The sequence below is a fragment of the Streptomyces sp. A2-16 genome, from assembly GCF_018128905.1.
Classification (GTDB): domain Bacteria; phylum Actinomycetota; class Actinomycetes; order Streptomycetales; family Streptomycetaceae; genus Streptomyces.
The window spans coordinates 192868-214502 of sequence record NZ_CP063808.1; the positions used below are offsets into that span (position 1 = coordinate 192868).

Consider the following 21635-nt stretch of genomic DNA (forward strand, 5'->3'; position numbering starts at 1 on the left):
CCCGGATCAGCCGCCCACCCGCTCGATCCACTCGCTGCCGCCCAGTGGGTAGTCGTAGCCCGGACGTCCCACGTCCGCGCTGGTGCGGAAGGGCCTGCCCTCGTCGTCGATGTGGACGGTGCCGCTGCGGCTGCCGCTGGACCAGTCCAGGCTGAGGTCCCAGCGGACGTCGTGCGCCTTGGTGCGGGCGGTGACGTAGAAGACCTCCGGGTCGGACTCGCTGACCTTGTACGGGAAGTCGCGCTGGCCGTTCTTGACGGTGACCGTGGGACTGCCGTTGTCCAGGTCGATGTCGAACGACTTGGTGCCCACCCCGCCACCGCAGCCGACGCCCATCGAGTAGTCGTTCCAGGCGAGCGGCGCGCCCTTGCTGAGGAAGCGGACGTGCAGGGCGTTCAGGACCACGGTCTCCTCGCCGGTGCCCTGGACGGTGAGCGCGATCCGCTGCTCGCCGGAGGAGACCGCCCCGTACGCGCCGGCCCAGCGCCGCGCGTCCTGCTCGGTCGCCGGCGGGCCGACCTGCTCGGGACCGCTGTCGACGAGGAAGTGCTGGCTGCACGGGTCGTCGTAGACGTAGGGGCGGATGCCGACGGTGACGGGGACGGTGTCGGTGGCACCGCCCGCGCTGTGCGTGCCCTCGCCCTTCGAGCTGCCGGGCCCGGCGTTCTCGGTACGGGCCGCCGCGGTCGGAGAGCCGTCGGCCGTCGGGGACGGCTTGTGTCCGCTTTCGCCGGCGGACGGGCTGGCGGAGGGCTGCTCGGTGCCGACGTCCAGGGGCCCGGTGGCCGTCGGCAGGGTGTCCCCGGCGCGGACATCCGTCGGACGCAGGGCGTACGCCACGGCACCCAGCACGGCGGCCACCGCGACGGCCGCGATCAGCACGGTACGGCGACGACGGGCCCAGGAGACAGGCCGGGGCGGGGCGGTCCCGGCCGCCGTGCCGACGACGACGGGCTCGGCGTCACCGGCCGCTGACTCGCGCTCACCCTCGCCCTCGTCCGGTCCTGGCCCGGTGGCAGCCGCCGCGCCGGTCGAAGCCTCCGCACGGTCCGGTCCCCCGGGCGTCGTCTGATCCGGTCTGCGTCCACGTGCCGCGTCCGCCAGGATCCAGAGCCGGTGCAGCTCCACCAGCTCCTGCGGCGTGGCCCGGCAGACCCTGGCGAGCCGCTCCACCGGGGCGTACTCGACCGGCACCGCGGTGCCGTTGCAGTAGCGGTGCAGCGTCGACGTACTCATGTGCAGACGCTTGGCGAGCGTCCCGTAACTCAGCCCGGACCGGTCCTTGAGTTCGCGCAACTGCTGCGCGAACGCCTCCGTCCGCTCGGTCCCCGTTGCCTCCGACACCCGTTCCCCTCAACCCCCCGTGTCCCATTCAGGCATTCCAGGGCCATGGTGTTCCCCCTGGTCAGAGCCCGTTTCGGCGTTCCGGTGTCCCCAACTGCCCGCTGGGCGTGGCGGTTGGGACGGATCGCCTCACAAGCTTCGGTCATCCAATCACCACCGCCACCCGAACTCCGAAGGGGCACAGACACATGTCCAGCATCTCCCGCGTCCGTCTCGCCGCCGCAGCCGCGACCACCGTCCTCGCCGCGCTCTCGCTGACCGCGTGCAACGACGGGACGGGCACCCAGGACGAGGGCCGCGCGACCGGCTCGAGCTCCTCCTCCGCGGCCCCTTCCGCCACCACCGCCTCCGGCTCCCCGGCCCCCTCGACCGCCGCGGACCCGTCGGCCGCCACCGGTTCCGCGGCCGCCACGGGCTCCCCCGGCACCGGGCCCGCGGACGGCGTCGCGGCGCCCACCGCGCGCACCCCCGTGTCCAAGGCGCCCGCCGCCGCCGGCAAGCCGGTCACCTGCGAGGGCTCCACCACGAAGACGGTCGCGGCTCCGCTGACCCGCCCCGTGAACCACATGCTGCTCACGGTGACCAACACCGGCAGCAAGACCTGCTTCCTGTACGGCTACCCGGCCGTCCGCTTCGGCGAGGCCCAGTCCGTGCCCCCGGTCATCGAGGACTCGCAGCCCCAGGCGGTCGTCACGCTCGCGCCGGGCGAGTCCGGCTACGCCTCCGTGAACCTGTCCGCCACCGACGGCAGTGGCGGGAACGGCTTCACCGCGAAGTCCCTGACCGTCTACTTCCAGGGCCGTTCCGGCAGCGGGAGCGTCGGCACGGGCGCCCACCCGCCGCTGCCCGCCAAGGGCGTCCACGTGGACGACTCGCTGAAGGTCACCTACTGGCAGCAGTCGATGGACGACGCCGTCAACTGGTGACGGCGCGGTGAGGAGCACCGACCCGCCTGCCCGGCCGCCCGCGTCCGCGGGGTCGGCCGGGTCAGCCGGAGCTGTCGGTCCCCGCGTTGGCCGCTCGCCGGTACTCGGCGTTGATGCGCTGTGCTTCCTCGAGCTGGTCCTCGAGGATGACGATGCGGCAGGCGGCCTCGATCGGGGTTCCGCGGTCGACGAGTTCGCGGGCGCGGGCGGCGATCCGTAGTTGATAGCGCGAGTAGCGGCGGTGTCCGCCCTCCGAGCGCAGGGGCGTGATCAGCCGGGCCTCGCCGATGGCGCGCAGGAAGCCGGGGGTCGTGCCGAGCATCTCGGCGGCCCGGCCCATGGTGTACGCGGGGTAGTCGTCGTCGTCCAGGCGATCGCCGAGTGGAGTATCTGCTGCCATGTCACCTCGTAGTGCAACGCGTCGAGGGGCCCCGGTGCCGTACGGCACCAGGGCCCCGAAGGGAATTCAACACCATCTGTCGGCCCTCATGCTGTGCCGACCTTCTGTTTCCGCTACCCGGCCCGGTGACGGGAGGGGTGCGGGGATCGCGGCTGCGTGACCGGGGACCACCATCCAATCCGGGGTCTTGCGGTACCCGGGCCGACAGGGTCGGGCCGGGCGATCCCGATGGCGTCTGCTCCTCCGTCCTTGCTTCGAACCGATGAGATCTACGAGACAAACCGTAGCTCTGCCAGAAGCCAATGTCTACTCTGACAAGAACAGATTTTGGCGTTCGAGTGACACAGACATCTTTCGGCGGAACGACGTCGGGGCCCTGCCGACGCAAGTCGGCAGGGCCCCGACGGGCCTGCGATGGGGGACCGGGTGGCGGTCCGCCCGGCTCTACGCGGCCGAGCCGAACCCGCTGCGCCGCGGCGCGCCCCGGCGTCCGCGACGGCCCCGGGACGAGGACGGGGAGGACGCCGCGCGGGGACGCTCCACCCGCGGCGCGGCGATGACGACCGGGACACCGGACGGGGCCTGGGCCCCGGTGATGCGGCTCAGCTCCGCCTCGCCCGAGCGCACCTCGGCGACCCGGGGGGTGATGCCCGCCGAGCTCATCAGCCGGTGCATCCCACGGCGCTGGTCGGGAGTCACCAGGGTGACGACGCTGCCGGACTCGCCGGCCCGGGCCGTACGGCCGCCGCGGTGCAGGTAGTCCTTGTGGTCGGTGGGCGGATCGACGTTGACGACCAGGTCGAGGTTGTCCACGTGGATCCCGCGGGCCGCCACGTTGGTCGCCACCAGCACCGACACCTGACCGCTCTTGAACTGCGCCAGGGTCCGGGTGCGCTGCGGCTGGGACTTGCCGCCGTGCAGGCCCGCGGCTCGGACACCGCTGCTCAGCAGATGCCTGGTCAGCCGGTCCACCGCGTGCTTGGTGTCGAGGAACATGATCACCCGGCCGTCGCGTGCCGCGATCTCGGTGGTCGTCCGGCGCTTGTCCGCGTCGTGCACATGGAGGACGTGGTGCTCCATCGTGGTGACCGCGCCGGCCGAGGGGTCGACCGAGTGGACGACGGGGTCGTGCAGGTAGGTGCGCACCAGGCGGTCGACGTTGCGGTCCAGGGTGGCCGAGAAGAGCATCCGCTGGCCGCCCGGGCGGACCTGGTCGAGCAGGGCGGTGACCTGGGGCATGAAGCCCATGTCGGTCATCTGGTCGGCCTCGTCCAGGACGGTGACGGCCACCTCGCTCAGCCGGCAGTCCCCCCGGTCGATGAGGTCCTTGAGCCGTCCGGGCGTCGCGACGACCACCTCGGCCCCGGCCCGCAGCGCGCCGGCCTGCCTGCCGATGGACATGCCACCGACGACGGTGGTGAGCCGCAGGTGCACGGCGCGGGCGTAGGGGGTGAGCGCGTCGGTGACCTGCTGGGCGAGCTCGCGGGTCGGGACGAGGACCAGTGCGAGCGGCTGCCGCGGCTCGGCACGGCGTCCCGCCGTACGGGCCAGCAGGGCGAGGCCGAAGGCGAGGGTCTTGCCGGAGCCGGTGCGGCCGCGGCCGAGAACGTCACGGCCGGCCAGGGAGTTGGGCAGGGTCGCCGCCTGGATCGGGAACGGCACGGTCACGCCCTCCTGGCCCAGTGTGGCCAGCAGCCGCGCCGGCATGTCGAGGTCGGCGAACGACTCGACGGCGGGCAGTGCGGGCGTGAGCGTCCTGGGCGCTGCGAACTCACCCTGCGCGGCCTGCCGGTTCCCGGACGTCCTGGAACCGCGGCGCGGACCGCCGCCGGAGCGGCTGCGGGTGGGGTTGGAGTTGGTGCGTGTGCGATGCATGCGAAACCTTCCTTGATGCGGCACGTATCAAGGAATTCCCGCAGCGAAAGCAGCGCAGAGAATAGCGAGAACGAGCCGAAGGCGATGTGTGATGCGCCCTGAGAATGCCGCGAGCTGGGGCCCGCACCCGAAGGTGCGGGCCCCAGCTGCGAAGTATGCGCGGCGGAGCCGATGTCAGGCGGGAACGATGTTCTCCGCCGTCGGGCCCTTCTGGCCCTGCGCGATGTCGAACGAGACCTTCTGGCCTTCCAGCAGCTCACGGAAGCCGGAGGAAGCGATGTTCGAGTAGTGGGCGAAGACGTCGGGGCCGCCGCCGTCCTGCTCGATGAAGCCGAAGCCCTTTTCCGAGTTGAACCACTTTACGGTGCCGGTAGCCATGTTTTTCTCCTTCGGAGGCGGTTTCGAAAATTCACCCTGTGTGAATCTTCGTGTCGCCGTGCTGATTAACCCGTCGGAAATGAACCTTCTGGCAACCACACCTGCAACTGAGATCGACAGTAGCATGGCACGATCGGCCCCGCGGGGCCGGAAATTCTTGATCCGCTCGACGTTCCGGGAATACTCGCCGGACCCCGGGGCTATTTCTCCTTTCGCGGGCACAGATATTGCCCCGCGGGCGGGCAGTCTTCCTGCCGTGCGCATCCTCCGCACCCCTGTGACCTCCTGATACGGCGGTCGGGCCGCTGTCGTCCGGTGTCGGTGCCGGGTGTGCCCGGCACGACGAACATCACATCTGCCCGCCGCTGGTCAGTCCGTCCAGTTCGGCGGCGTAGAACCGGGCGGGATCGAAGCCCATCCCGGTGAAGTGGCCGGCGAGCTCCAGGGACAGGGTGCCGTGCAGCCGGGTCCAGAAGGTCAGGGCCCGGTGGAGGGTCGCGGCCGGGGCGGGGTGGCCGTCCGCCCAGTCCCGGTGCTCCTCGAGGTGTGCGTCGAACGGCGACGCCGGGCCGCTCGACGGCAGCCCGGCGAAGGCGTCCAGGAGCACCGCCATGATCTCGGACGCGATCGCGGTGATCTCGTCGGGCGCGTGGTAGCCGGGGACGGGTGTGCCGTAGATGAGGAAGTAGCGCTGGGGGTCCGCCAGGGCCCAGGTGCGCAGGGCGTGTGCCAGCGCGGTCACGTCGGCGCCGGCCGCCGAGGCCGTGCGGAAGGTGTCGGCGAGGCTGCGGTAGGCGTCCTTGACGAGCTCGGTGATCAGCTCGTCGCGGCCCGCGTAGTACCGGTACAGCGCGGGTCCGCTCATGCCCAGCTGCTTGGCGATCGCGTTGAGGGAGAGCGCGGAGGCGCCCGCCGTGGCGATCTGCTCCCACGCGCGCTCCTTGATCTCCGTGCGCACCTGGGCGCGGTAGCGCTCGCGGGGGGTCTTCGCTTCCGGATTCACCATGGTTAGAGGTTATCACTGAAGTTATTGACACTCTCACTCTCATGGAGTTATAACTTCTAACGAACGCGAGGACAAGTAACTCGCCGTCTCCGTGGAGGTCGTCATGAGCACCGAAGAACTTGTCGAGGTCGTCCTGCCGGGCAAGGTCGAGCCCGAAGGGCTGCAGATCAGGCGTGGGGCCGTCCCCGCCGCGGGCCCGGGACAGGTCGTGATCCGCATGGAGGCGACCGGCGTCTCCTTCGCCGAGCAGCAGATGCGGCGCGGCCGCTACTACGACCAGCCGCCGTTCCCGTTCGTCCCCGGCTACGACCTCGTCGGCACCGTCCTGGCGACCGGCGAGGGCGTCGACCCGCACCTGGCCGGCACCCGCGTCGCCGCACTGGTCAAGGTCGGCGGCTGGGCCAGCCATGTGCTCGTCGACGCCGCGGACGCGGTGCCGGTGCCCGAGGGGATCGGCGCGGCGGAGGCGGAGACCCTCGTCGTCAACGGCATCACCGCCTGGCAGATGCTGCACCGCAGGGCCCGGGTCCGCGCCGGGCAGACCGTCGTCGTGCACGGCGCCAACGGCGGCGTCGGCTCGGTCCTGGTCCAGCTCGCCCTGGCCGCGGGCGCCCGCGTGATCGGTACGGCGTCCCCGCGCCACCACGAGGCCCTGCGGGAGCAGGGAGTCGTCCCGGTCGACTACCGCGCCCAGGACCTCGCCGCACGGATCCGCGAACTCGCCCCGCGCGACGGGGTGCACGCCGTCTTCGACCACGTCGGCGGCCACGGCATCGTCGACTCCTGGCGCCTCCTCGCCCCCGGCGGCACGCTCGTCTCGTACGGCAGCGCCGCCACCCGTGACGCCGAGGGCTCCAAGCAGTGGCCCGTGCTGAAGCTCCTCGGCCGGGTGTGGGTGTGGAACGCGCTGCCCAACCGCCGCCGCGCGTACTTCTTCAACGTCTGGGCCGGGCGCGCCCTGGCCAGGAACCGGTTCCGGTCCCGGCTCCGCGCCGACCTCGCCCAGGTCTTCGCCGCCGTCCAGCGGGGCGAGGTCAGCGCCCGGATCGCCGCCCGGCTGCCGCTCGCCAGGGCGGCCGACGCCCTGCGGCTGGCCGAGTCCGGCACCGTCGCCGGCAAGGTCGTCCTCAACCCGTAGCGAGTCCTCGCGTGTCCGATCCGACCGTCACCATGAGAGGAACCCCATGTCCAGCAGGCTCCGGTCCCACGTGCTCGCCGTCCCCTTCGTCCTCGCGGGCCTTCTCGGGGCCGCCGCCCCGGCCGCGGAGGCGGCCCAGCACATCGGTCCGTCCCGGTGCGGGGGCCGTGGCGTCGACCCCGCCGCCGTGATCCGCTACGAGTCCGACGTCGTGATCAAGGCATCGCTGAGCACCGTGTGGAAGCTCCAGACCGACGTCGACCGCTGGCCGTCCTGGCAGCCGCCGGTCACCTCGGCCGTCCGGCTGGACCCCGGCCCCCTGAGGAGGGGTTCGCAGTTCCGGTGGACGACCCCCGCGCCCGCCACCCCCACGACCCCGGCCACCACCCTCGCCATCACCTCCACGGTCCGCGAACTGCGCAGTCACCACTGCGTCCTGTGGAGCGGACCCGCGGTCGGGGAGGGGCTGCGCATCGACGAGGGCGTGCACCTGTGGACCTTCAGGAAGGTGCCGGGCGGTGTGCGCGTCCACACCGAGGAGACCTGGACCGGCGCCCAGGTCGAGGCGGACGTCCCCACCGCGACCGCGGCCCTCGGCGCCGGACTCGAAGCCTGGCTGCGCGATCTGAGGGCCACCGCCGAGGGCGCGCCCGCGACACGGCCGTAGCGCACCTCGGGTCGCTTCCGGGACACGCCGCCGGATGGTCTATCCAGGCCATTCACGACCTTTCGGGTCATATCGTACCGAATATGATGAGATTTCATATCTCCCTGCTGGCATGCACCGTGGCGATCGTCGGGACGGTGTTCGGGGCCGCCCCGCCCGTCGCCGCCGACCCGGTGACCCACGCCGACCAGATGACCCACGTGGTCTTTCCCGGACAGTCGATCCAGCGGGCGGTGGACACCGCCGAGCCCGGCGACACCGTGCTGCTGACCCCCGGCACCTACCGCGAGAGCGTCAAGGTGAGCACGCCCGGCCTCACCCTGCGCGGCATGGGCCGCAGCACCGTCATCGAGCCGGGCACCGAGAAGGCCGCCAACAGCTGTGCCGAGGGCGGCAACGGCATCTGCGTGGTCGGGACGAAGGCCCAGGACGTCGAGGGCGTCACCATCGCCTCCCTCACCGTCACCGGCTTCACCAGGACCGGCGTGTTCGCCATGGCGACCGACGGCCTGACCGTGCGGAACGTGACCGCGGTGAAGAACGGGGTCTGGGGGATCGCCCAGGAGCGTTCGGTGCACGGGGTGTTCCGGAAGAACACCGCCAAGGACAACGGCGACGCCGGCCTGTTCCTCGCGAACACGATCAAGGAAGAGGCGGGCGCCGCGGACTCCGGGGGGACCGTCGTCGAGCACAACCGACTGGAGGGCAACCGGATCGGCGTCACCGTCCGGCGCCTCAGGAACCTCACCGTCGCGGGCAACCACCTCACCGGCAACTGCGCGGGCGTCTTCGTGGTGGGCGACGAGAACAAGCCGAGGGCGGGCGCGCTGACCGTGCGCGACAACACCATCGCGAAGAACAACAAGTCCTGCCCGAAGACCGAGCGGCTGGAGGCGCTGCAGGGTTCCGGAATCGTGCTGACCGGCGCCGAGGACACCCTGGTGACGCACAACCGCGTCATCGGCAACGTGGGCACCTCCTCGATGTCGGGCGGCATCGTCCTGTTCAAGAGCTTCGTGGGCACCACCAGCGAGCGGAACCGGATCACCGACAACCAGCTGGAGGGCAACGCCCCGGCGGACCTCGTCAACACGGACACCGCCGGGAGCAACACCTTCGAGCACAACTCGTGCCGGGCCTCCCGGCCCGCCGGACTGTGCTGACCGGCCCGTGGCCATCCGAGAACTCGAAGAAGGAGGACGGCCCATGACGGCCGTACAGACCGCCGCGCCCCCGTCCATGCGGCTCCGGGAGCTCGTGTTCGGGGCCGCCTGCGCGGCCGCCCTGCGCGCCGCGGCCCGCCTGGGCGTCGCCGATGCCCTCGACGACAGCCCCCTGGCCGTCGAGGACCTCGCGGCGGAGGTGAAGACCGAACCGAAGACGCTGCGACGGCTGCTGCGCGCGCTGTCCTGCTACGGCATCTTCGCCGAGCAGCCGGACGGCAGGTTCGCGCACACCGACATGTCCCGGCTGCTGCGCGAGGACGATCCGCACAGCCTGCGCGCCATCGCGCTGTGGTGCACCGAACCGTGGACCTGGCAGGCGTGGCCGCTGCTCGACGAGGCCGTGCGCTCGGGCCGCAGCGTGGTGAAGGACCTGTTCGGCAAGGAGTTCTTCACCTACCTCAACGAGGACGCCCCGGAGTCCGCCGACGTCTTCAACCGCGCCATGACGACCTCCAGCGTGCAGTCCGCGCGGGACGTGGCGCAGTTGCTCGACCTGTCGGGGAGCACGTCGGTCGCCGACATCGGCGGCGGCCAGGGGCATGTGGTGGCGAGCCTGCTGGAGAAGCACCCCTCGCTGCACGGCACCCTGCTCGACCTGCCGCGCGTGGTGGCCAACGCCGACCCGCGGCTGCGCGAGGGAGGCGCCCTCGCGGACCGGATGCGGCTGGTGCCCGGTGACTGCCGGGAGGCCGTCCCCGTCCGGGCGGACGTCTACATCATCAAGAACATCCTGGAGTGGGACGACGACAGCACGACCCGCACCCTGCGCAACGTCATCGAGGCGGGCGGGCCGGGAGCACGGGTCGTCGTCATCGAGAACCTCGTCGACGACTCGCCCTCGCTGCGCTTCAGCACCGCCATGGACCTGCTGCTGCTCCTCAACGTCGGAGGTGCCAAGCACACCACCGAGTCCCTGACCGGCAGGCTGACCGAGGCGGGCCTGGTCATCGACGACATCCGTCCCGTCAACCCCTACCTGCACGCCTTCGACTGCACCGTCCCGCGCTGAACCGGCACGGTCACGGGTCCGTGCACGCCGTTCGCCGGGCACGCCACCAGAGCGTGCCCGGCGAACGGGGGCGGTTCAGGAGACGGCGTCCCGCTCCCAGCGGTAGAAGCAGCGCGCCATCGCGTCCTTCGGCGAACGCCAGGTCGCCGGGTCGTACGCGGTGACGTACGCCGACAGGCGCTCGCTGATGTCCCGGAACTCGGGGTGCCCGGCCGCCTTCGCGATGGCGGGCCCGGGGTCCTGCTCGGACTCGATGAGGTGCAGGTACACGTCGTCGAACTGGAAGAGGCTGCGCCGGGCGACCCCGACGAGGTGCGGCAGCTCTCCGCGGTCCGACTCCTCGAACACCTTGGCGATGTCCAGGGCCGATTCCGGGGCCATGCGGGCGACGATCAGGGACTGGTGCATCGTCATGTCCTCCGCCCGCTCAGTCGGAGAGCATCGGCACGGGCCGGCGCTCTTTGGCGGCCTTCTCGATGCGGTCCCGGATCAGCGCCATCTGGACCTTGGAGTTCCGGTTGATGTTGTCCGTCATCCACTCGTCGTCGACGGGGGCGTCCGGCCGCATCGCGAAGTCCTGCGTCCACACCATCCGGGTGCCCTCGAGCACCTTCTCGTACTGCCAGACGATGTTCATGTAGGCGAAGGGCCCGGTCTCGACCCGGCGGGCCCGCACGGTGAGCGTGTCGCGGTCCGGCTCCCGCTCCGAGACCCAGCTCCACACCTTGCCGTCCTTGTCGGGGTGCATGGTCAGCCGGAACGTGGTCCGGTTGCCCTCCCGGGACAGGATCTCGGCGGAGGCGTACTCGCTGAACAGCCGGGGCCAGCTCTCGACGTCGTTGGTCATGTCCCAGACCAGGTCCATCGGGGCCGCGATGGTGATCTCGTTCTGCGTGTGTCCGGTCATGTCAGGCTCCCGTCAGAAGCGTGCTGTTGACGAGCTCGAGGAACTGCCGGGGGCTCTTGCTCTTCTCCGCGTCGGGCGGCATCGGTGTCCCGTACCGGTTCTCCAGCTCGCCCACGATGCCGAGCAGACCGAGCGAGTCGAGACCGAAGGTGTCGAAGCCGGAGTCCCGGCGCTGCTCGAGCTCCTCGGGGGCGACGGTGATTCCGGCGGCCTTCTTCATGAGCTCGGCCAGCTCTTCCACGGTGATGCGGTCACTCATACGGTTTCACTCCTTGCTTCGTGAGGGGTGTGCGAAGCCTCGCTACGAGGCGTGGGCGGCACCGCGCCGGAGCACCAGCGCCGCGTTCGACCCCATGAGCCCTCGGCTGAGGACCAGCGCCGTGCGCACCTCGGTGGCCCGCGCGCGGGCGGTGACGAGGTCGAGGTCGTGGCAGATGTCGAAGACGTTGGGGGTGGGTGGGATCACCCCGTGCTCCATCGCGAGCACCGCCGCGGCGACATCCAGCACGGGTGCCGCGCCGTAGGCCCGGCCGACGGCGGTCTTCGGCGCCGTGACGGGCACGCGCGTGCCGTGCGGGCCCAGGGCGTCCGCGATCGCCAGCGCTTCGGCACGGTCGGCCTCCGGGACCCCGAGGGCGTCGGCGAAGACCACGTCGATCTCCTCGGGTGCGCACCCGGCCTCGTCCAGGGCACCCCGGATCGCCTGGGCCAGCCCCTGGCGGGACTCCTCCCAGCGGGAGGCACCGGTGAAGGTCGCCGCGTGTCCCGCCAGGGTCGCCCGCACGGGCACGCCCCGCTCCCGGGCCGACTCCTCGGCCTCCACGACGACCATGGCACCGCCCTCCGCGGGCACGAACCCGCAGGCCGCGGTGGTGAACGGGCGGTAGGCGCGGTCCGGTTCGGCGACGGTGCTCAGCTCCTCGTAACCGAGCTGGCAGACCATCGAGTAGGGGGCCAGCGGAGCCTCGGTCGCCCCGGCCACCATCACGTCGGTGCCGCGCCGCACCGCCCGCGCCGCGTGGGCCAGCGCGTCCAGACCGCCGGCCTCGTCGGAGGCGACGACCCCGCAGGGGCCCTTGAAGCCGCGCCGGATGGAGATCTGGCCGGTGCTCGCGGCGTAGAACCAGGCGATGGACTGGTACGGCCCGACGAAGCGGCTTCCCTTGCCCCACAGTTGCTGCAGCTCGCGCTGACCGAACTCGCCGCCGCCGGAACCGGCCGCGGTGACCACGCCCACGGAGAAGGGCGCTGCGTCGGTGTCGGGCCGGCCGAGCCCGGCGTCCTCCAGCGCCAGGTCCGCCGCGGCCATCGCGAAGTGGGTGAACCGGTCGGTCTGGACGAGGAAGCGCTCCTCGATCGCCGACGGCGGATCGAAGTCCCGGACCTGGCCGGCCACCCGCAGCGGCAGGTGCTCGCACCCGTCACGGGTGATCCGGTCCAGGACGGCGACGCCCTCCCGGGTGGCCTTCCAGAAGGCCTCGGTGCTGGTTCCGTTGGGCGCGACCACGCCGATTCCGGTGACGGCCGCGCGCCGGGGATGCGGTGCGCTCATTCGGTCTTCTCCCTCGGCAGGTTCATGATCACCGCGGACTGGAAGCCGCCGAACCCGCTGCCCACCGAGAGCACGTTGCGCAGCCTGCGCTCACGGGCGACGCGCGGGACGTAGTCCAGGTCGCACTCGGGGTCCGGGGTCTCGTAGTTCGCGGTGGGCGGGACCACCTGGTGGGCCAGGGCCAGTGCGCAGGCGACGACCTCGATCGCTCCGATCGCGCCGAGGGAGTGGCCCACCATGGACTTGATGGAGCTCATGGGCGTGTCGTAGGCGTGTGCGCCCAGGGCCCGTTTGACCGCAGCCGTCTCGTGCCGGTCGTTCTGCAGGGTGCCCGACCCGTGGGCGTTGACGTAGTCGATCGCCGTGGGGTCGATCCGGGCCTGGCCGAGGCAGTCCTCGATGGCCCGGGCCATCTCCAGGCCCTCACCGGTCAGACCGGTCATGTGGTAGGCGTTGCCGAAGGTGGCGTAGCCGCCGATCTCGCAGTACACGTGCGCGCCGCGGGCCCGGGCGTGTTCCAGTTCCTCCAGGACCAGCACCGCGCCGCCCTCGCCCATGACGAACCCGTTGCGGTCGGCGTCGAAGGGGCGCGATGCGTGGGCGGGGTCGTCGTTGCTCGGGGAGGTGGCCTTGATGGCGTCGAAGCAGGCCATGGTGATCGGGGAGATCGGCGAGTCCGAGGCGCCGGCGATGCACACGTCGGCCCGGCCCTCCTCGACGGCGTGGAAGGCGTACCCGACGGCGTCGAGTCCCGAGGTGCAGCCGGTGGAGACGGTCTGCACCGGGCCGCGTGCCTCGAACCGCTCCGCGACCGCTGAGGCGAGGGTGCTGGGCGCGAACGCCCGGTGCAGATGCGCACCGGCCTCCTTGTGGTCCACGTCCCAGCGCTGCCCGCCATGGCTGACCAGGACGTAGTCGTGCTCCAGCCGGGTGGTGCCGCCGACCGCGGTGCCCAGGGAGACCCCGACCCGCCAGGGGTTCTCCGCGGCGAGGTCGAGACCGGAGTCCCGTACCGCCTCCTCCCCGGCGACCAGGGCGAACTGCAGGTACCGGTCGCTCCGGGCGATCTGCTCCGCGTCCAGTCCGAGCGCCGCCGGGTCGAAGTCGCACTCGGCGGCGATCTGCGAACGCAGCCCGGACGGGTCGAAGAACGTGATGCCGCGGGTCGCCGTACGGCCGCTGGTCAGCAGGTCCCAGAACGCCGGGACCCCGATGCCGCCCGGGGCGACGATTCCTATGCCGGTGACCGCCACACGCCTGTTCATGAGAGCGGCCGTGATCGCTCGGCCGCCCCGCCCGCACCCGCGTGGACGGCTTCCACCGGGATCGGCACGCCGTCGGCGTCCTCGGTGTCGACGTGCCCGAGCGGCGGACTCGGGGCCAGCGGGCCGAGGTGGAAGACCATGCGGGCCTCCACGTTGCCGACGTTGCGGAAGCGGTGCCGCATGTGGGACGGGATCAGCAGCCCCTGCTCGGGCTGCAGTTCGTGCGGCTCCCCGTCCAGGTCGACCTCCAGCTGCCCGCACACCACGTAGATGAACTCCTCGGAGTACGGGTGGTAGTGCTCGGCGATGCGGTCGCCGGGCTGCACGATGGCCACGCCCATGAAACCGCTGGTGGAGCCGACCGTGGCCGGGGTGAGCATGGCGCGCAGATCGCCACCGCGCCGGGTGTTGGGCGCGACCTCGCTGAGATCCACTACTCCGGGATGACGTTTGATCACGACGTTCCTCCGAACAGGTGCTGCATCGACATGAGGGCGTGGCCGGACTCGGCCCGGGGACCCGGTGGGTCAGGCGCCGGGCGCGCGGCGGTCGGTGACGAGGTCCATGCGGGAGAGGGCGAGGAGCTGGGCGGGGGTGATGTCCCTGAGCGCCGGTCCGTCCACGCCGAGGGCCTCGCCGTCCAGGAGTGCCGTCAGCTCGGCGGCACGCCCGTGATCGGTGAGACCGAGCACGGGAGCGGGGTCGCTGTCGAGGGCGCCCCGCACGTCGACCAGCCGCATCACGACGTCGTCGCGCTGGAAGATCGTGCTGCGCAGCACCGGTCCGCGCGGATCGTCCGCCGCCGCCTCGTCCTGCCGGGCGAGCAGTTCGGCCAGCTGCATGCCGAACCCCTCGCGGGCCGGGTAGTACAACGCGTGCCGCACCGCCTCCGGGCTCTCCTGACCGGCCGTCACATGGTGGACGGCGGGCAGCGCCGCGCGGGTGAAGAAGACCCGGGCGGACTCGGGGTCGTCCAGGTCCCGGTCCTGCTCCAGATAGGGGTTGATGGCCTCCTCGACGGCCCGCACCTCGGGCTGCCGGGCGACGTGGCGCAGCGCGGCCAGCAGGTCGCCGCGCACCTCGATGGCCCGCACGACCCGGTTGCCGTGCATGAACAGGGAGGTGCGGCACAGCCGGGTGGTGTCGTCGACCCGCGGCTCCGGAGAGGTGTAGCCGGCGAGGATCTTCGCGACGGTGGCCTCGCTGCCCGGCTTGACCGTGAAGGTGAGGGCGTGGCGGATCAGCCCGTCGCCGATCCTCGGTGCCGCCTGGAGCCGGCGTTCCTCGGGACCGCTCTGCACCGCCGGGCCGCCGGTCTCGCGGACGATGTGGAAGCGCAGCGACCGGGTGTCCCGGACACAGCTGTGCAGCGGCTCCACCATCCGCACGTGCTCCTCGCTGTTGACCCAGGTGAGGAACGGCGGGGCGCTCTCCCACTCACTGGTGATGAGCCATTGGGAGGGGTTCTCGATGGACTGGCACAGCTGGTCGCTGACGTGTCCCGGGACGGAGGCGACCTGGCTGCACAGACTCTCGTACGCCTCGAGGAACTGCTGCTGGGCCCCGTCGTAGACGTCCACCAGCAGGACGACACGGAGCCTGGAGCCGTCGAACACGGACTGTGAGACCCGCTGTGACACCTGGTGCGTGGGCGCTTGTGAAATACGGTCGGACGTGGTGGTCATCCTGCGCACATCTCCTTCGGGGGCAGAGGCGGACGAACGCCGGTCACGGGGGATGACGTCGGCGTTCCTCGATCGTCAGGCCGCCCCGGGAAGCGCGCGACTCGTATGCACCGTGGGGGTGACCGGCCGGTCGGGGCGGGATCAGACGAGGTGGGCGAAGACCACGAGGTTGTCCGTGTAGTCCTTGGCCGTACGGTCGTAGTCGCCCGCGCAGGTGATGAGCCGCACCTCGGCCCGGTCCGTGTCGGCGTACACACGGCGGCTGGGGAAGCGGTCCTTGTCGAAGGTCTCCACGCTGTCGACCCTGAAGGACGCCCGGCGCCCGTCGGCCCGGTCGACGTGGAAGAGGTCCCCCTTGCGCAGCTCGCCGAGTTCCACGAACACGGCAGCCGACGTGGCCGTGTCGACGTGCCCGGCGATGATCGCGGTGCCCGCCTCTCCGGGGGAGACGCCCTTGGCGTGCCAGCCGACGAGGTTGGTGTCGTAGCCGGGGGGAGGTTCGAGACGGCCCGTGGGACCGATGGCGAGGTCCGTGAAGGGGGCGTCGACGGAGATCTTCGGGATGAGCAGGCGCACGGGTCTCGACCGCGGCAGGGTCCGGCCGGCCGGCTGCCCGGCCGCCTGCCGGGGCGGTGCGGCGGACACGGAGGCGGGGACCGAGGCCGGGACGGCCGAGGACGGCGGGGGAGCGTCGGAGGACGACCCGTCGTTTCCGCCGAACAGGACCACGGTCAGCACCAGGGCCGCCGCGGCGCCCAGCATCAGCTTGGTGTGGGACCCCTGCCCGGTCGGGGCGGGCCGGTCAGGGCCCGGGTCGGCTGCGGGTGTCGGGGGACGGACTGCCATCGGAGACCACCTCACCAGGGGACGGCAGCGAATCGGATGAACGGGGCACGGGAAGGGCCGGCCGGGCCGCCACGCGGCGCGCACGCGTGGCGGCCACGGTGGCTATCGCGTCCGGCATGGGTCAGGCCATGCTTCCGGCGAGCTTCTTACGGCGTGCCGCGTACAGGCCGGTTCCGGCGACCGCCAGCACCGCGAGCCCGCCCGCGGTGACCGCCGGGGAGGCGAGCCCGCCGCCACCGGTGTGCATTCCACCGCTGGGCTTCTCGTGGTCGCCGCTCCAGGAGCCGCCTTCGTGCTTGCCGCCACCGGACTCCCGGCCGCCGCCCTGCTCGCTGTCCTTGTCCTTGTAGGTCTCCGGGTCGTGCTTGGGGTTCTGCTCCTTGCTGTAGGAGGAGTCCGACTGGTCCCAGTCGTCGCCGGCCGCGGCGTAGGCACCGGGAGCGCCGAGAGCGAGGACGGCCGAGGCCGCCGCGGTGGCCAGGATCATGCGAGCGGAGTGCATGTGTCGTTCCTTCCGTCGGCGGCCGGGCAGCTGGTGCTTCGTCAGCTGAGGTGGCCCGCCCCCGACGTGATCCACCGTCAGCCAGCCGGGCGCTGACCACCACTCAAGGCGGTCACCCGGGTGAACCCGCCCGGATCGGGCGGCTGTCAGACCGTCCCGAGCAGGGTGCTCAGGACCTGACGGAGTGCCTGTTCGGCATCGGGGACCGGCCCCGCCGACCGCCAGGCCACGAACCCGTCGGGGCGCACGAGTACGGCCCCTTCGGGCGTCGTGCCGTGCGCGGCCGCCCAGTCCGTGTCGCCCTCGATGGTCAGCTCCGCACCGGATCCGCCGCCCAGCCGGTACGAGACCAGCGGGACGGACGTCTGCTCGGCGAGACGGACGGCGGCCTCGTGCCAGCCGCTCTCCGCCCCGACACCGCTGAGCAGGACGAACGACCTCTCGTAGAGGTCCAGCGTCGAGATCTGGTCGCCCTGGTGTCGCACCGTCAGGTGCGGTGCCCTGCTGCCGGGCGCGCCGGACAGGTCGAGGCGGTCCGGGACGACCGGCGTCTCGGGGTCGGCGCCGACGACGGCGCCCTGCGGATAGCGGTAGCCGAGGGCCACGTTGAGGATGCCGCGCTGCGGTCCGCCGCCGGTGCCGGGCGGCGGTGCGTAGCCGGGGTGGCTGTGCTCGGCCGACCGGACGGCGGCGCGGGCACTGGTCGCCTCCGCCACCGGTCGGCGCTCCGCGTCGTACGAGTCCAGCAGCGGCTCCCCGGCCCAGCCGCCGAGGACCGCGGCGAGCTTCCAGGCGAGGTTGTGCGCGTCCTGGATGCCGGTGTTGGAGCCGAACGCCCCGGTGGGGGACATCTCGTGGGCCGAGTCGCCGGCCAGGAAGACCCGCCCGGACCGGTAGCGCCGGGCGACCCGCTGGGCCGCGTGCCAGGGGGCGCGCCCGGTGATCTCCACGTCGAGATCGGCGACGCCGACCGCGCGGCGGATGTGTGCGATGCACCGCTCGTCGGTGAACTCCTCCAGCGTCTCGCCGCGTTCGGGGTGCCAGGGGGCGTGGAAGACCCAGTTCTCCCGGTTGTCCACGGGCAGCAGGGCGCCGTCGGCCTCCGGGTCGGTCAGGTAGCAGACGATGAACCGGCGCTCGCCGACGACCTCGGCGAGGCGGCGGGAGCGGAAGGTGATGCTGACGTTGCTGAACAGGTCGCCGGGACCGCTCTGGCCGATGCCGAGCTGCTCGCGGACGGGGCTGCGGGGGCCGTCCGCGGCGACCAGGTAGTCCGCGAGGTAGGTGGTGTGCTCGCCGGTCTCCCGGCTCTTGACGATCGCGGTGACACCCGAGGGCCCGGTGTCGAACGACAGCAGTTCGGTGCCGTACCGCAGGTCCGCGCCGAGCCGCTCGGCATGGTCGAGCAGTACCGGCTCCAGGTCGTTCTGGCTGCACAGGCACCAGGAGGCGGGGCTGAACCGGGCCAGTCCGCCGCCCGGGTCGATCTCCCGGAAGAGCCACTCGCCCGCGTCGCCGACCAGGGTCGGGGTCTGCAGGATCCCGTGGTTTCCGGCCAGCGTGGCGGCGGCCTGACGGATCATCGGCTCGACGCCGGCCGTGCGGAACAGCTCCATCGTGCGGACGTTGTTTCCGCGGCCGCGGGGGTGGATCGAGGTGCCGGCATGCCGTTCCACCAGTGTGTGCCGTACGCCCAACCGGCCCAGGAACACCGAGGTCGACAGGCCGACGAGGGAACCGCCGACGATGAGGACCGGGACCCGGTTCGTCGGGTGGTCGGCTTGGCCCGCTCTTTGGTTCATCATTCGCCTCCAGCGTGTCGGGTCCGCCGACTCGTGCGAATACGGCGGAAAGCCTCATGGATGCCCCGCGACACGAACGCGGGCACAGGCTTCACCCGCTCAACACGCCCGGTTCCCCGAGTCGGCGGTCAGACGGGGCGGCGGACGTGCCCCCTCGTCGCCAGGACGACGCACACCACCGCCAGCGGCAGTTCCGCGCCGAGGGCCATCGCCGCCGCCGCGAGCCGGTCCGCGCCCGGGGCCGCCGTCATCGTGTCGAACCAGGCGTCGACCACCAGCAGCGTGGCGGTGGCGGTCGCGGTGAGCGGGTGCAGGTGGTGGCGGCGCAGGGCCAGCAGCCCCGTGGTGATCAGGCCCAGTGCCTCCGAGGCGTCCAGGCCGATCCAGACGGTGCGCCAGTTCGCGGCGACGGCCGTCTCGGGCAGGGTGCCCGCCAGCAGGAAGAGCCAGGGCAGCAGGACCAGCCCGCAGCCGACCAGGACGTGTTCCACCCGGTACCGGCGGCGCACCCGCCGCACCGCCGACACGGGCTCGGCAGCGGCGGTCTGACGGGTGATCAGCATGCTCATCGGATCGGACTCCTCGCGTTCCGGGCTCTCCTTCATGGTGTCCAGCCTCATCCGCACGGCGGTCACAGTCAGTAACACAGAGGTCCGTCCCGGGGTGGCACCAGTTGCACCCCCGGGACGGAACCCTGTGCCATGGACCGGCCCTGACCTCGGCACCTACCGTTCCCCCATGCACATCACCGCCCGCCTGCGGCACGTGATCCTGTGGCCGTTCCGGGGAGCCGGCCGACCGGCCGCGTTCCTCGCCGCGGGAATCCTGGTCCAGCTCGGCGTCCTGCTCGTCCTGGCCGTGCCGTGGATTCTCTTCGTCCCGGAGACGATGGCGGCGATCCTCCCGGCGGTCCTCGTGGCGGCGGCGGTGGTCGTGCTGGCCGGCCCTTGGCTGACCGAGGCGCAGCGCGGCCGCTTCCGTGCCCGTCTCGGAGCGGACATCCCCGCGCCCCACGAGGGGCCGCGTCCCTCGCCGGCCGGGTGGCTGCGGTCCCCGGCCGGGCGGCGGCAGCTCACGTACCACCTGCTGTACGGGCCGCTGCTGGCCGTCGCGGCGGTCCTCGTCCTCCTGACGTGGGCCGCCGCCGCGGCGGCCGCCTCCCTCTACGGGTGGATCTGGCTGGTCCCGCCGGACCGGCCCCTCGGCGACCTCGGCTACACCCCCGGCGGGGCGTACGTCACCGTGGCCGGGGCCGCCCTGCTCTGCGCGGCGTCCCGGCTGACCGGGGCCCTCACCCGGCTCGACCTGCGCACGGCCACGGCCCGGCTCGGGCCCAGCCGTGAGGAGCTGCTGACGCGCCGGGTCGAGGACCTGGCCGAGAGCCGGGCGGGCCTGGTGGACGCGGTCGACGCCGAACGGCGGCGCATCGAACGGGACCTGCACGACGGCGCCCAGCAGCGGCTGGTCTCCCTCGCGGTCAACCTCGGACTGGCCAGGGCGACGCTCGGCGATCTGCCCGAGGACGTCCGGCGCGTGCTCGACGAGGCGCACCGGGAGGCGAAGGAGGCGATAGAGGAGCTGAACGGCCTGGTGCGCGGGCTGCATCCGGCCGTTCTGGAGGACCGCGGTCTCGACGCCGCGATCTCCGGCATCGCGGCCCGGGCTCCCCTCCCTGTGGGCGTCAGGGTCGACCTGCCGTCGCGGCCGTCGGCCACGATCGAGGCCGTCGCCTACTTCGTCGTCGCCGAGGCGCTGACGAACGTGGTCAAGCACGCCGAGGCGTCCCGGGCCGAGGTCACGGTGGAACGCTTCGGGGCCACCCTGCTCGTCGTGGTCAGCGACGACGGCGTCGGCGGCGCCGACCCAGCCGGCGGCACCGGGCTCACGGGGTTGGCGGGACGGGTCGCGTCGGTCGATGGCACGCTGTCGGTCGACAGTCCCGTCGGGGGACCGACCGTCATGACCGTGGAGCTGCCGTGCGTGCCGTGATCGCCGAGGATTCCGTGCTGCTCCGGGTCGGCGTGGTCAAGGTCCTGGAGATGGCCGGGTTCGAGGTGGTCGCCGAAGCGGGCGACGCCGAGGCGTTGTTGGCGGCGGTGGCGGAACACCGGCCGGACATCGCGGTGGTGGACGTCCGGATGCCGCCCGGCTTCCGGGACGAGGGCGTGCGGGCCGCCCTGGTCATCAGACGGCAGTGGCCCGCGACGGCCGTACTGCTGCTCTCCCAGTACGTGGAGGAGCGGTACGCGGCCGATCTGCTGTCCGCGCACACGTCGGGGATCGGCTACCTGCTCAAGCAACGGGTCGCGGACGTCGAGGAGTTCGCCGAGGCACTGCGGCGGGTGGCCGCCGGCGGCACCGCGCTGGACCCGCAGGTCGTCGCGCAGCTGCTGGTGCGCCGCCACAGCGACCCCCTGGACCGGCTCACCCCACGCGAACGCGAGGTCCTGGAGCTGATGGCGGGCGGGCGGTCCAACGCCGGGATCGCCGGGCAGCTCGTGGTCAGCGAGAGCGCGGTGGCCAAGCACATCAACAGCATCCTCGCCAAGCTCGACCTGCCGAAGGCCGACGCGGACCATCGCCGGGTGCTCGCCGTGCTGCGCTTTCTCGGGGTGGCCTGAGACCGGCGCCGCGGCGGCCCCGAAGCCGTACGGCACCAGGGTCCCGAGGGGAATCCGGCCGGGACTGCATAGGATCTGCTCTCATGTCGAACCCTGACGAGCTGCTCGTCGCACTCTGCGCCGCGGTGGAGTCCGAGCGAAGCAATCAGATGTCGTTGACCGTGGTCGTCGGAGGTGCCGTCATCACCGGCCGGCTGGCTCCCGAGGCCGTGTGGCGGGAACGGGTGGCGGAGGTCCTGAAGGACTCGGACCGCCTGGGCCCGTTCTCCGACGTCTTCGCCGGCGCCCCGCGAGGCGACCGGCCCGGCGGTACCGAGGCGCCCACCCATCTCCACTTCCACCTCGCCCGCATCCTCCAGGGCAACCTCGGCATCCCCGAGACGGGGGGCATGTACCGGGTCGCGATCAAGGACGTCAGCGCCTGGACCGTGGGGGATCTCAGCTACTTCGACCGCTGAGGAACAGGATCGGCAGCGACCCCGCCCC

General features: G+C 72.1%; 24 protein-coding genes. 8 read left to right on the plus strand and 16 right to left on the minus strand.

Translation table 11 applies throughout. From position 1 onward, the window contains the following. Window positions 1–6: 6 nt before the first annotated feature. Window positions 7–1344 carry a helix-turn-helix transcriptional regulator gene (locus IOD14_RS00905; protein ID WP_123990533.1) on the minus strand — a complete coding sequence of 446 codons (1338 nt, stop codon included), beginning with the start codon at window positions 1342–1344 and terminating at the stop codon, window positions 7–9. A gap of 188 nt (window positions 1345–1532) precedes the next feature. Between IOD14_RS00905 and IOD14_RS00910 the strand changes: the two genes are divergently transcribed. Continuing rightward, window positions 1533–2270, plus strand: a complete 738-nt coding sequence (locus IOD14_RS00910) for a DUF4232 domain-containing protein (protein ID WP_212669420.1) — start codon at window positions 1533–1535, stop codon at window positions 2268–2270. A gap of 61 nt (window positions 2271–2331) precedes the next feature. Here IOD14_RS00910 and IOD14_RS00915 read toward each other — a convergent pair whose 3' ends face one another. From IOD14_RS00915 to IOD14_RS00930, 4 genes are all read right to left on the minus strand, one after another. Further along, window positions 2332–2670 (minus strand): MerR family transcriptional regulator, encoded by a 339-nt coding sequence (locus tag IOD14_RS00915; protein ID WP_123990535.1) that lies wholly within the window; start codon window positions 2668–2670, stop codon window positions 2332–2334. Window positions 2671–3114: 444 nt separating this feature from the next. Beyond that, window positions 3115–4545: a DEAD/DEAH box helicase gene (locus IOD14_RS00920; protein WP_123990536.1), complete on the minus strand. Its 1431-nt coding sequence runs from the start codon at window positions 4543–4545 to the stop codon at window positions 3115–3117. Window positions 4546–4719: 174 nt separating this feature from the next. Then, the gene (locus tag IOD14_RS00925) at window positions 4720–4923 is read right to left on the minus strand and encodes a cold-shock protein (protein ID WP_123990537.1); all 204 of its coding nucleotides are present in this window, start codon (window positions 4921–4923) and stop codon (window positions 4720–4722) included. Window positions 4924–5272: 349 nt separating this feature from the next. Further along, window positions 5273–5929, minus strand: coding sequence for a TetR/AcrR family transcriptional regulator (locus IOD14_RS00930; RefSeq protein WP_212669421.1), 657 nt, complete (start codon window positions 5927–5929; stop codon window positions 5273–5275). Between the two features lie 103 nt (window positions 5930–6032). Between IOD14_RS00930 and IOD14_RS00935 the strand changes: the two genes are divergently transcribed. The 4 genes from IOD14_RS00935 (at window position 6033) to IOD14_RS00950 (ending at window position 9969) form a co-directional block, all read left to right on the plus strand. Next, a complete protein-coding gene (locus IOD14_RS00935) occupies window positions 6033–7067 on the plus strand; it encodes a medium chain dehydrogenase/reductase family protein (protein ID WP_212669422.1) in 1035 nt (344 codons plus the stop codon). A 46-nt stretch (window positions 7068–7113) separates the two neighbouring features. Next, window positions 7114–7734: an SRPBCC family protein gene (locus tag IOD14_RS00940; protein ID WP_212669423.1), complete on the plus strand. Its 621-nt coding sequence runs from the start codon at window positions 7114–7116 to the stop codon at window positions 7732–7734. Between the two features lie 83 nt (window positions 7735–7817). Beyond that, window positions 7818–8897 carry a right-handed parallel beta-helix repeat-containing protein gene (locus tag IOD14_RS00945; RefSeq protein ID WP_212669424.1) on the plus strand — a complete coding sequence of 360 codons (1080 nt, stop codon included), beginning with the start codon at window positions 7818–7820 and terminating at the stop codon, window positions 8895–8897. A 43-nt stretch (window positions 8898–8940) separates the two neighbouring features. After that, on the plus strand, window positions 8941–9969 hold the full coding sequence (locus IOD14_RS00950; protein WP_123990541.1) for a methyltransferase: 1029 nt from the start codon (window positions 8941–8943) through the stop codon (window positions 9967–9969). Window positions 9970–10044: 75 nt separating this feature from the next. Here the strand turns inward: IOD14_RS00950 and IOD14_RS00955 are convergent, their stop codons facing one another. The 11 genes from IOD14_RS00955 to IOD14_RS01005 form a co-directional block, all read right to left on the minus strand. After that, a complete protein-coding gene (locus IOD14_RS00955; RefSeq protein ID WP_123992761.1) occupies window positions 10045–10377 on the minus strand; it encodes a TcmI family type II polyketide cyclase in 333 nt (110 codons plus the stop codon). 19 nt (window positions 10378–10396) lie between these two features. Continuing rightward, complete coding sequence (locus IOD14_RS00960) at window positions 10397–10876, minus strand: SRPBCC family protein (RefSeq protein ID WP_212669425.1); 480 nt, start codon at window positions 10874–10876, stop codon at window positions 10397–10399. A 1-nt stretch (window position 10877) separates the two neighbouring features. Next, window positions 10878–11135 (minus strand): acyl carrier protein, encoded by a 258-nt coding sequence (locus IOD14_RS00965; RefSeq protein WP_123990543.1) that lies wholly within the window; start codon window positions 11133–11135, stop codon window positions 10878–10880. A gap of 42 nt (window positions 11136–11177) precedes the next feature. Then, window positions 11178–12428, minus strand: a complete 1251-nt coding sequence (locus IOD14_RS00970; RefSeq protein WP_123990544.1) for a ketosynthase chain-length factor — start codon at window positions 12426–12428, stop codon at window positions 11178–11180. Next, window positions 12425–13693, minus strand: a complete 1269-nt coding sequence (locus IOD14_RS00975; RefSeq protein WP_123990545.1) for a beta-ketoacyl-[acyl-carrier-protein] synthase family protein — start codon at window positions 13691–13693, stop codon at window positions 12425–12427. The genes IOD14_RS00970 and IOD14_RS00975 overlap by 4 nt, the downstream gene beginning before the upstream one ends. After that, a complete protein-coding gene (locus tag IOD14_RS00980; RefSeq protein ID WP_249126234.1) occupies window positions 13690–14073 on the minus strand; it encodes a cupin domain-containing protein in 384 nt (127 codons plus the stop codon). The genes IOD14_RS00975 and IOD14_RS00980 overlap by 4 nt, the downstream gene beginning before the upstream one ends. A gap of 147 nt (window positions 14074–14220) precedes the next feature. Continuing rightward, a complete protein-coding gene (locus IOD14_RS00985) occupies window positions 14221–15378 on the minus strand; it encodes a SchA/CurD-like domain-containing protein (protein WP_123990547.1) in 1158 nt (385 codons plus the stop codon). A 141-nt stretch (window positions 15379–15519) separates the two neighbouring features. Continuing rightward, the gene (locus tag IOD14_RS00990) at window positions 15520–16140 is read right to left on the minus strand and encodes a class F sortase (protein ID WP_123992762.1); all 621 of its coding nucleotides are present in this window, start codon (window positions 16138–16140) and stop codon (window positions 15520–15522) included. A gap of 205 nt (window positions 16141–16345) precedes the next feature. Further along, entirely contained in the window at window positions 16346–16726 is a 381-nt protein-coding gene (locus IOD14_RS00995; protein WP_174269187.1) for a hypothetical protein, read from the minus strand. Between the two features lie 146 nt (window positions 16727–16872). After that, complete coding sequence (locus tag IOD14_RS01000) at window positions 16873–18528, minus strand: FAD-dependent monooxygenase (RefSeq protein WP_123992764.1); 1656 nt, start codon at window positions 18526–18528, stop codon at window positions 16873–16875. Window positions 18529–18656: 128 nt separating this feature from the next. Then, window positions 18657–19133 (minus strand): hypothetical protein, encoded by a 477-nt coding sequence (locus IOD14_RS01005; RefSeq protein WP_249125790.1) that lies wholly within the window; start codon window positions 19131–19133, stop codon window positions 18657–18659. 133 nt (window positions 19134–19266) lie between these two features. Between IOD14_RS01005 and IOD14_RS01010 the strand changes: the two genes are divergently transcribed. From IOD14_RS01010 to IOD14_RS01020, 3 genes are all read left to right on the plus strand, one after another. Continuing rightward, entirely contained in the window at window positions 19267–20517 is a 1251-nt protein-coding gene (locus tag IOD14_RS01010) for a histidine kinase (RefSeq protein ID WP_212669426.1), read from the plus strand. Next, a complete protein-coding gene (locus IOD14_RS01015; protein ID WP_123990550.1) occupies window positions 20505–21149 on the plus strand; it encodes a response regulator transcription factor in 645 nt (214 codons plus the stop codon). Before IOD14_RS01010 ends, IOD14_RS01015 begins: the two co-directional genes overlap by 13 nt. An 83-nt stretch (window positions 21150–21232) precedes the next feature. After that, window positions 21233–21607, plus strand: a complete 375-nt coding sequence (locus IOD14_RS01020) for a hypothetical protein (protein WP_123990551.1) — start codon at window positions 21233–21235, stop codon at window positions 21605–21607. Window positions 21608–21635 lie beyond the last annotated feature (28 nt).